Raw genomic sequence first — 7,853 nt, 5'->3', positions numbered from 1 at the left:
ATCTGTTTTGATAACCTGAAATGAATCCACTATGAATAATGTAGGTTAAGTCTTTCTTTCGGATTCAGAATACAACTAATCTAAATGTACTCTCCCCTTTGGATTGGTCTTGTAAAATTCACGGCTTTTTACAAGAATCATTCTTCAAGGGATCGATATTGTCTTATTTTTCGCTATTTTTGCACGAATTGATAAGAAAAAATGACATGAATATCCAAATAACCGCACCTTCCTCTTGCCGGGTAACAATACAACTTCCGGCATCGAAAAGTATAAGTAACCGGGCTTTGATATTAAATGCATTAAGTTACAGCCCATATAACATCCAAAACTTATCGGATTGCGATGATACGCGAGTAATGGTAAAAGCGTTAGAATCGAATGACAACCATTTCGATATCCATGCCGCAGGTACGGCAATGAGATTCATGACGGCATTTTTATCTAAAATCGTGGGAGAATGGGTAATTACAGGATCCGAACGGATGAGACAAAGGCCCATAGGGCTATTGGTCGACGCCCTTCGTTCATTAGGTGCCCGTATCGAATACATAGAAAAAGAAGGTTATCCTCCTCTCCGGATTTTCGGAAGCGCTTTAGAAGGCGGGGAATTAAGTCTAAACGGGAATGTCAGTTCCCAATACATTTCTGCCCTTCTGATGATCGCACCTTACATGAAAGCAGGATTGACGCTTACTCTCTCCGGAAATATTATTTCGAAGCCGTACATCCTCATGACATTGCAAATGATGAAACAGTTCGGCGTTACTGCTCAATGGAACGGAAATGTCATTCGCATAGCCCCGGCAGAATATAGACCTATCGCATTCAAAGTAGAATCGGACTGGTCTGCAGCATCTTACTGGTATGAAATTGCGTCTTTATCTCCTTCAGCCGAGATAGAATTAGAAGGGTTACAAAAAAACAGCGTACAAGGAGACTCACGAATAACCGATTTTTTCGTTCCCTTAGGAATAAGTACCCAATACACAGAAAGCGGAATAAAACTCAGGCACAATGGCGAGCGATGCAAAAAATTGACGCTCGATCTCTCTGATCAACCCGATCTGGCACAAACTTTAGTAACAACTTGCGCGTTTAAAAACATAGCGTTTCGATTTTCCGGATTACAATCTCTCAAGATCAAAGAAACCGACCGTATCGAAGCATTAAAACGGGAACTAAAAAAATTGGGTTATGTGATCAACGATATACGAGATTCTATTCTTGAATGGAACGGAGAACGTTGCGAAACAGGAAGCTCGGTTTCGATCGACACATATGAAGATCACCGTATGGCCATGGCTTTCGCTCCGGCTGCATTCATACATTCGGGAATCCGAATCAATCATCCGGAAGTCGTCAGCAAATCGTACCCTTCTTTCTGGGACGATATGAAAAGCGCCGGATTTGATATACGGGAACAATAAAACTAAAAATAGAAAATGTTATATATAATAGCATCCATCATTATTTTAGGATTCGTTTCCGCATGGTTGGATAAACGTTATAAACGGAAACTAAAACAAAAAATCGAATCGGGAGAAATTCCAAAACCGCAATCTTCGCAAACAAATGATTCCGAATGTTGCGGAATGCACGAAATTTGCGAAAAAGAAAGCTTACTTGCTGCAGTAAGCAAAAATATAGAATATTACAATGACGAAGAACTTGATGTTTTCAAAGGCCGCCATTCCGACAGTTATAGTACTGCCGAAATTGCCGAGTTCGGAGAAGTATTATATACGCTCCGCAGTGAAGAGGTTGCCGGATGGGTCAGAAGTCTCCAACTTCGAGAAATAGAACTGCCCGACCCGTTAAAAGACGAAGTTCTGCTCATTGTAGGAGAACGGAGAGAAAAATCCTGATATTTTCATCCTTTTTTTGAATAAGATCATGTCGGACATATTACAATATACTTTTTTTCAGAATGCTTTATTCGCAGTCATTCTGATTGGTCTGGCCGGAGGCATTATAGGGACTTATATCGTTACTCGTCGTATGGTATTTATTACGGGAGGTATCACCCACGCCTCCTTCGGAGGGTTGGGACTCGGATTTTTTCTCGGAATCAGTCCGACCTTATCTGCTTTATTTTTTGCTGTACTATCCGCACTGGGAGTAGAATGGATGTCTCGAAGAAACGGGGTTCGTGAAGACTCCGCAATCGCAGCGTTCTGGGCATTAGGGATGGCTATCGGTATCATCTGCATCTTTATGACACCGGGATATACACCGGAATTAAGCGAATTTCTTTTCGGCAATATTCTGACCATAACCCATGCAGATTTAATTCTGTTTTCACTATATACAGCCGGATTAATTCTCGTATTCATACTATTCTACCGACATATCGTATATACGGCTTTCGACCGGGATTTTGCGGCAACCCGTCGGCTTCACGTACGTCTGATAGAATACGGCATGACATTTTTGGTATCGGTTTGCGTAGTTCTCACAATCCGTTTAGTCGGCATCATGCTGTTAATGTCCCTACTCACTGTACCGCAAATGATATCCGATCTGTTCTTTAACCGATATAAACAGATCATTTACAGTTCGATCATATTAAGTATCCTGTCAGGAATAACCGGACTCGTAATTTCCTACTATATTAATGTCCCGGCAGGAGCTTGTATCGTATTTATATTAGTAATTTTTTATGGGATGGCGAGAATGTCGGTATGGGGCAGTCGTTTACGAAAATCCCGGTATTGAGTTTTTTACATTTTGAAAACAATAAAACAACATTTTACAGGTTTATTTTAATAGGAACTTTTAATCATAAGATTACATTTGAGACGAATCTATCTCCATATCGCTTCTATTGCATTGTGCCTGTTTACCGTTTTTTCATGTTCGGTAAAGAAAAACACAAAACTGAGCCGTTCTTACCAGGCTATGACTACCCGTTATAATGTCTATTTTAACGGTATAGAAAATTATAAAGAACAGTTGAAAAACATGGAGAGCAATTATGAAGATAACTTTACCCGGTTAGTACACATGCATCCGGTCAGCGCATACGGAAATCCTAAAGAAACCAAACCGAACGGAAGTTTCGACCGTACCATAGAAAAATGCCAAAAAGCAATAAAATTGCACTCTATTCAAAAAAAACCGAAACGGAATCAAAATAAAATGCATGATCCCAAATACAGGGAATATGTAAAAAGAGGAGAATTCAATCCTTTTATCCATAATGCATGGCTGCTCATGGGGAAAGCCCAATTTTATAAAGGAGACTTTCTTGCCGCCTCGGCAACGTTTATTTATATTACTCGCCATTTTACATGGAAACCCGATCTGATCGCAGAGTCCAGAATATGGCTTGCCCGTTGCTATCTTGAAATGGGCTGGATGTACGAAGCTGAAGATGTTTTGCAGAAAATCAACAACGACGGTCTTCCTTCTAAACTTAACAATTGGTTTTCTACCGTAAATGCAGACTTTTTAATACGTAACGGAGAATATAAACAAGCAATTCCGTATCTGCAAACAGCAATAAAAGCAGAAAGTAAAAAAGCCCAGAAAATACGGATGAATTTTCTGTTGGCACAACTTTATGCTTTGACTAATGATAATCAAGCGGCTTATCAGACTTTCGGTAAAGTGATAAAAATGAGCCCGCCTTATAGAACCGAGCTGAACGCCAGAATAAAGCAAACCGAAGTATTTCCGGGAGGTGATATTGAAAAGATAGTGAAAACTCTGAATAAAATGACCAAAAGCCCGAAAAACAAGGATTACTTAGATCAAATATATTATGCTTTAGGAAATTTATATCTTTCACGTCAAGATACGACAAATGCTATAAAAAACTATATCCTCGCTGCACAGAAAAGCACCCGTGAAGGTATCGAAAAAGCTATCAGCCAACTAACTTTGGGAAACATTTACTTCAACCAACGTAAATACACTAAAGCTCAACCTTGTTACGCCGAAGCAATACCCTTGATTGACGAGACATACCCGGACTATGCACAATTGGTAAAACGTTCTGAAGTATTGGATGAACTGGCAATCCATGCACAAAACGTAGAATTACAAGACAGTCTGCAGCAATTGGCAGCACTGCCCGAACCTGAGAGAATGAAGATTATCCAGCAAAAAATAGACGATCTTATCGCCGCCGAAAAAAGAGCTGAAGAAGAAGCCAAAAAAGAGGCATACCTTGCAGAACAGCAAGGAAATATCCCTCAATTCGGGAATCAGGGCGGAGCTCAACAGCCAACGATACCGAACATGAACCTCGGTAACGGAAGCAATGCCTGGTATTTTTATAATCCGGCTTTAGTATCTGCCGGTAAAACAGAATTCCAACGGAAATGGGGACGCAGAAAGTTGGAAGACGACTGGCGTCGACGCGATAAAGCTTCTTTCTCTATGGACGACCTGACCGGAAACGATGAAACCGCCGATTTGGAAAATGAAGAGGGAGAAACCGAAATAACGGATGATACAGCCGCATCCGATACGACACAACTTAACGAAGCAAGCAATGATCCGCATAAACCGGAATTCTATATACAACAACTTCCGTTAACTCCGGAGGATATTGCTACATCGAACGAAATAATTGCCGACGGACTTTTCAACATGGGAATCATTTTGAAAAATCAATTGGGAGATTTCGATGCCTCATTAGATGCGTTCAACCGCCTCGATAACCAATTCCCCCAAAATGATTTCCGCCTTGAAGCCTATTATAATACTTATCTGATATATATGCAATTAGGTGATATAACTATGGCAGATAGTTATAAGAATCGTATTATAAAAGATTTTCCGGAAAGTAAATATGCTATAGCGTTAGCAGACCCGAACTACCTCGATAATTTGAGAAAAATGGACTCTATGCAAGATTCCATATACAATAAAACATACCAAGCTTATCTGGAAAACAGAAACGGTGACGTACACGAGTTATATCAGTACATGAAAAAGACTTATCCGCTATCAAAACTGATGCCGAAATTTATGCTGGTAGATGCTCTTGCTTATGTAAACGAAAAGAAGATAGACGAATTCAAAAACGGACTGAAAGAACTGCTGGAGAAATATCCGACCGAGGATGTCAGTCCTTTGGCTACAGATATGCTGAAAGGTATTGCACAAGGCAAATCGGTAGTGTCCGGAACAGGGAAATCCAATATTTGGGAAGTCCGCTTAGGAAACAATATGGCTAACGATTCTACCGGAATGGCAACAGACTCGATAGCTCCGTTCACAATGGATAAAGAATCACCACACCTGCTCGTTTTGGTATATCCGACAGATAGTGTATCTTCGAACCAATTATTATTCGATGTCGCAAAATATAATTTTTCAAACTTTTTGATTAAGGATTTTGATCTGGAAATAATCTCCTTTAACGAAATTAGTATGCTTGTTGTCAAAGGATTTAATAACTTTGACGAACTAACTCTTTATCGTCGTATGATCGGCAGTGAAAAAGGACTGAAATTTCCCGATACCGTCAGACCGGTAATGATTAGCGAATCGAACTTCAAGTTACTGCTCGAGGGCAGGAGTTTCGATGAATATTTTCATTTTCTTGAGCAAGACCAATAAATAGTATGAGAAACGAACTAATACTTTGGGCAGACGATGAAATAGATTTATTAAAACCTCATATCCTTTTCTTGAAGCAAAAGGGTTATGAAGTCATTACGGTTTCCAATGGACGAGATGCTTTGGAAATGTCGGAGAAAGAGCATTTCGACTTGATTATACTGGACGAAAATATGCCCGGATTGAGCGGATTGGAGACTCTCAGCCGAATCAAGGAGACGAATCCTGATGTGCCAGTAGTCATGATTACAAAAAACGAAGAAGAAAATATCATGACTCAAGCCATTGGCAACAAGATAGCCGATTACTTGATAAAACCTGTAAATCCGAATCAAATACTGCTATCTATCAAAAAGAATCTTTATCAAAAAGAAATCATCTCGGAAAAAGCCACTTCCGGGTATCAGCAAGAATTTAATAAAATCAGTTCCCAAATCAACGATTCATTCTCATGGGAAGACTGGTACGAGGTATATAAAAAATTAGTATTTTGGGAGCTCGAACTCGAAGAGACCGACAGTAATATGGGTGATTTGCTGAGAATGCAAAAAACCGAAGCCAATTCTGCTTTTACGAAATTCATAAAGAAAAACTATGAAAAATGGGTCACCACAGACGAGCATCCGTTAATGAGCCACGAACTATTTAAAAACAGAATATTCCCATTATTGGACCAAGGAGAAAAAATATTTTTAATCCTGATCGATAATTTCAGGCTCGATCAATGGAGAATGATAAAACCACTACTTAACGAATATTATACATTCAATGAAGAACTCTATTTCAGCATTCTGCCCACCGCGACTCAATATGCCCGAAACGCAATATTCTCGGGATTGATGCCGGATAAGATATCAAAAATGTTTCCGGAGCTTTGGGTAGATGAAGATGAGGAGGAAGGAAAGAATTTAAATGAAGCTCCGTTAATTCAGACCCAGATAGATCGTTTTCGTAAAAAATACAGTTTTTCCTATAATAAAATCAACGAATCGCAATTCGGAGATAAGTTGATTCAAAATTTTGCTCAATTAGAACGAAATCAATTGAATGTTTGCATACTCAATTTTGTAGATATGCTGTCTCATGCCCGTACCGAATCGAAAATGATACGGGAATTAGCTTCTACAGATGCGGCATATCGCTCTCTTACAGAATCATGGTTCAAACATTCATCGGCACTCGACCTTTTTAAAAGAATAGCCGAAACCGACTATAAAATCATATTGACTACCGATCACGGAACAATCAATGTAGATAATCCGATCAAAGTAATAGGGGATCGCAATACGAACACGAATTTGCGCTATAAGGTCGGCAAAAATATGAGTTATAATTCTAAACAGGTTTACGAAATCAAGAATCCTAACCGGTTCGGACTTCCGTCTCCGAACGTAAGTTCGACCTATATTTTTGCAACGAACCGGGATTTTTTAGCTTACCCAAACAACTACAACTACTATGTAGGATATTATAAAGATACTTTCCAACACGGAGGTATTTCAATGGAGGAAATGATGATTCCTTTTATAACATTGTCAAAAAAATAATAAACAAACAGTCTATGCAAACCATTACAATTAATAATTTAGATAACATCAGAGAGGCTGCACGAGAGTTTATTTCTCGAATGGGAGACACCACCGTATTTGCTTTTCGAGGGAAAATGGGTGTCGGAAAAACAACTTTTATCAAGGCTATATGTGAGGAACTCGGTGTCGAAGATGTAATAAATAGCCCGACTTTCGCTATTGTTAACGAATATCGCTCGGCAACCGAAGAACTCATTTACCATTTCGATTTCTACCGGATCAATAAACCCGAAGAAGCTTATGATTTCGGATATGAAGATTACTTTTATAGCGGAGCTCTCTGTTTTATCGAATGGCCTGAGAAAATAGAAGACTTGTTACCCGGAGACTGTGCCAATATCATTATCACCGAAAATGAAGACGGAAGTCGAAGCGTAACCAGCGAAGAGCTTGAATAATCCTTTTACCGTCAATCCGAACAATAAATACAAGATTGCAATCCTCACATTACTCAATTCAATAATGATTATCAGTAAATATATCATCTCTATTTTCTTCGCTTGCTTAGGTACATTATCGATATGTGCCGCTATCGCAAATTGGAATTGGTTTTTTAATACCAACAACGGAAAAATCTTCGTTCGCCTATTTAAACGGACAGGTGCCCGTATTTTTTATATAATACTGGGAACACTTATTTGGATAATGGCTATTTCTGTATATATCGAAATTAATTGATTTCCTTCCACT

7 protein-coding genes are annotated in these 7,853 nt (G+C 39.1%); all 7 read left to right on the top strand.

What is annotated here, in order from left to right:
* Positions 1-206: 206 nt before the first annotated feature.
* The 7 genes from aroA to AC1WHX_RS08830 all read left to right on the top strand — a co-directional run bounded on the left by aroA (position 207) and on the right by AC1WHX_RS08830 (position 7,841).
* Entirely contained in the window at positions 207-1,430 is a 1,224-nt protein-coding gene (aroA, locus tag AC1WHX_RS08860) for a 3-phosphoshikimate 1-carboxyvinyltransferase (RefSeq protein ID WP_302545030.1), read from the top strand.
* A gap of 15 nt (positions 1,431-1,445) precedes the next feature.
* Positions 1,446-1,868 carry a phospholipase gene (locus AC1WHX_RS08855; RefSeq protein WP_270213955.1) on the top strand — a complete coding sequence of 141 codons (423 nt, stop codon included), beginning with the start codon at positions 1,446-1,448 and terminating at the stop codon, positions 1,866-1,868.
* Positions 1,869-1,896: 28 nt separating this feature from the next.
* On the top strand, positions 1,897-2,718 hold the full coding sequence (locus AC1WHX_RS08850) for a metal ABC transporter permease (RefSeq protein ID WP_009318582.1): 822 nt from the start codon (positions 1,897-1,899) through the stop codon (positions 2,716-2,718).
* 78 nt (positions 2,719-2,796) lie between these two features.
* On the top strand, positions 2,797-5,574 hold the full coding sequence (porW, locus tag AC1WHX_RS08845) for a type IX secretion system periplasmic lipoprotein PorW/SprE (RefSeq protein ID WP_270213956.1): 2,778 nt from the start codon (positions 2,797-2,799) through the stop codon (positions 5,572-5,574).
* 5 nt (positions 5,575-5,579) lie between these two features.
* Complete coding sequence (gene porX, locus AC1WHX_RS08840; RefSeq protein WP_009318580.1) at positions 5,580-7,121, top strand: T9SS response regulator signal transducer PorX; 1,542 nt, start codon at positions 5,580-5,582, stop codon at positions 7,119-7,121.
* A 14-nt stretch (positions 7,122-7,135) separates the two neighbouring features.
* Positions 7,136-7,561, top strand: coding sequence for a tRNA (adenosine(37)-N6)-threonylcarbamoyltransferase complex ATPase subunit type 1 TsaE (tsaE, locus tag AC1WHX_RS08835; protein ID WP_270213959.1), 426 nt, complete (start codon positions 7,136-7,138; stop codon positions 7,559-7,561).
* 64 nt (positions 7,562-7,625) lie between these two features.
* Positions 7,626-7,841 carry an Imm17 family immunity protein gene (locus AC1WHX_RS08830; RefSeq protein WP_022601091.1) on the top strand — a complete coding sequence of 72 codons (216 nt, stop codon included), beginning with the start codon at positions 7,626-7,628 and terminating at the stop codon, positions 7,839-7,841.
* Positions 7,842-7,853: the final 12 nt, after the last annotated feature.

Source organism: Coprobacter sp. (assembly GCF_982436375.1).
Note: the sequence above shows the minus strand (reverse complement) of the source record. Positions and strands in the feature narration are given on the sequence as shown.

Bases quoted from the DNA above. Each gene is read 5' to 3' on its own strand.
- aroA (WP_302545030.1), top strand. From the start codon at position 207: ATGAATATCCAAATAACCGCACCTTCCTCTTGCCGGGTAACAATACAA.
- AC1WHX_RS08855 (WP_270213955.1), top strand. From the start codon at position 1,446: ATGTTATATATAATAGCATCCATCATTATTTTAGGATTCGTTTCCGCA.
- AC1WHX_RS08850 (WP_009318582.1), top strand. From the start codon at position 1,897: ATGTCGGACATATTACAATATACTTTTTTTCAGAATGCTTTATTCGCA.
- porX (WP_009318580.1), top strand. From the start codon at position 5,580: ATGAGAAACGAACTAATACTTTGGGCAGACGATGAAATAGATTTATTA.
- tsaE (WP_270213959.1), top strand. From the start codon at position 7,136: ATGCAAACCATTACAATTAATAATTTAGATAACATCAGAGAGGCTGCA.
- AC1WHX_RS08830 (WP_022601091.1), top strand. From the start codon at position 7,626: ATGATTATCAGTAAATATATCATCTCTATTTTCTTCGCTTGCTTAGGT.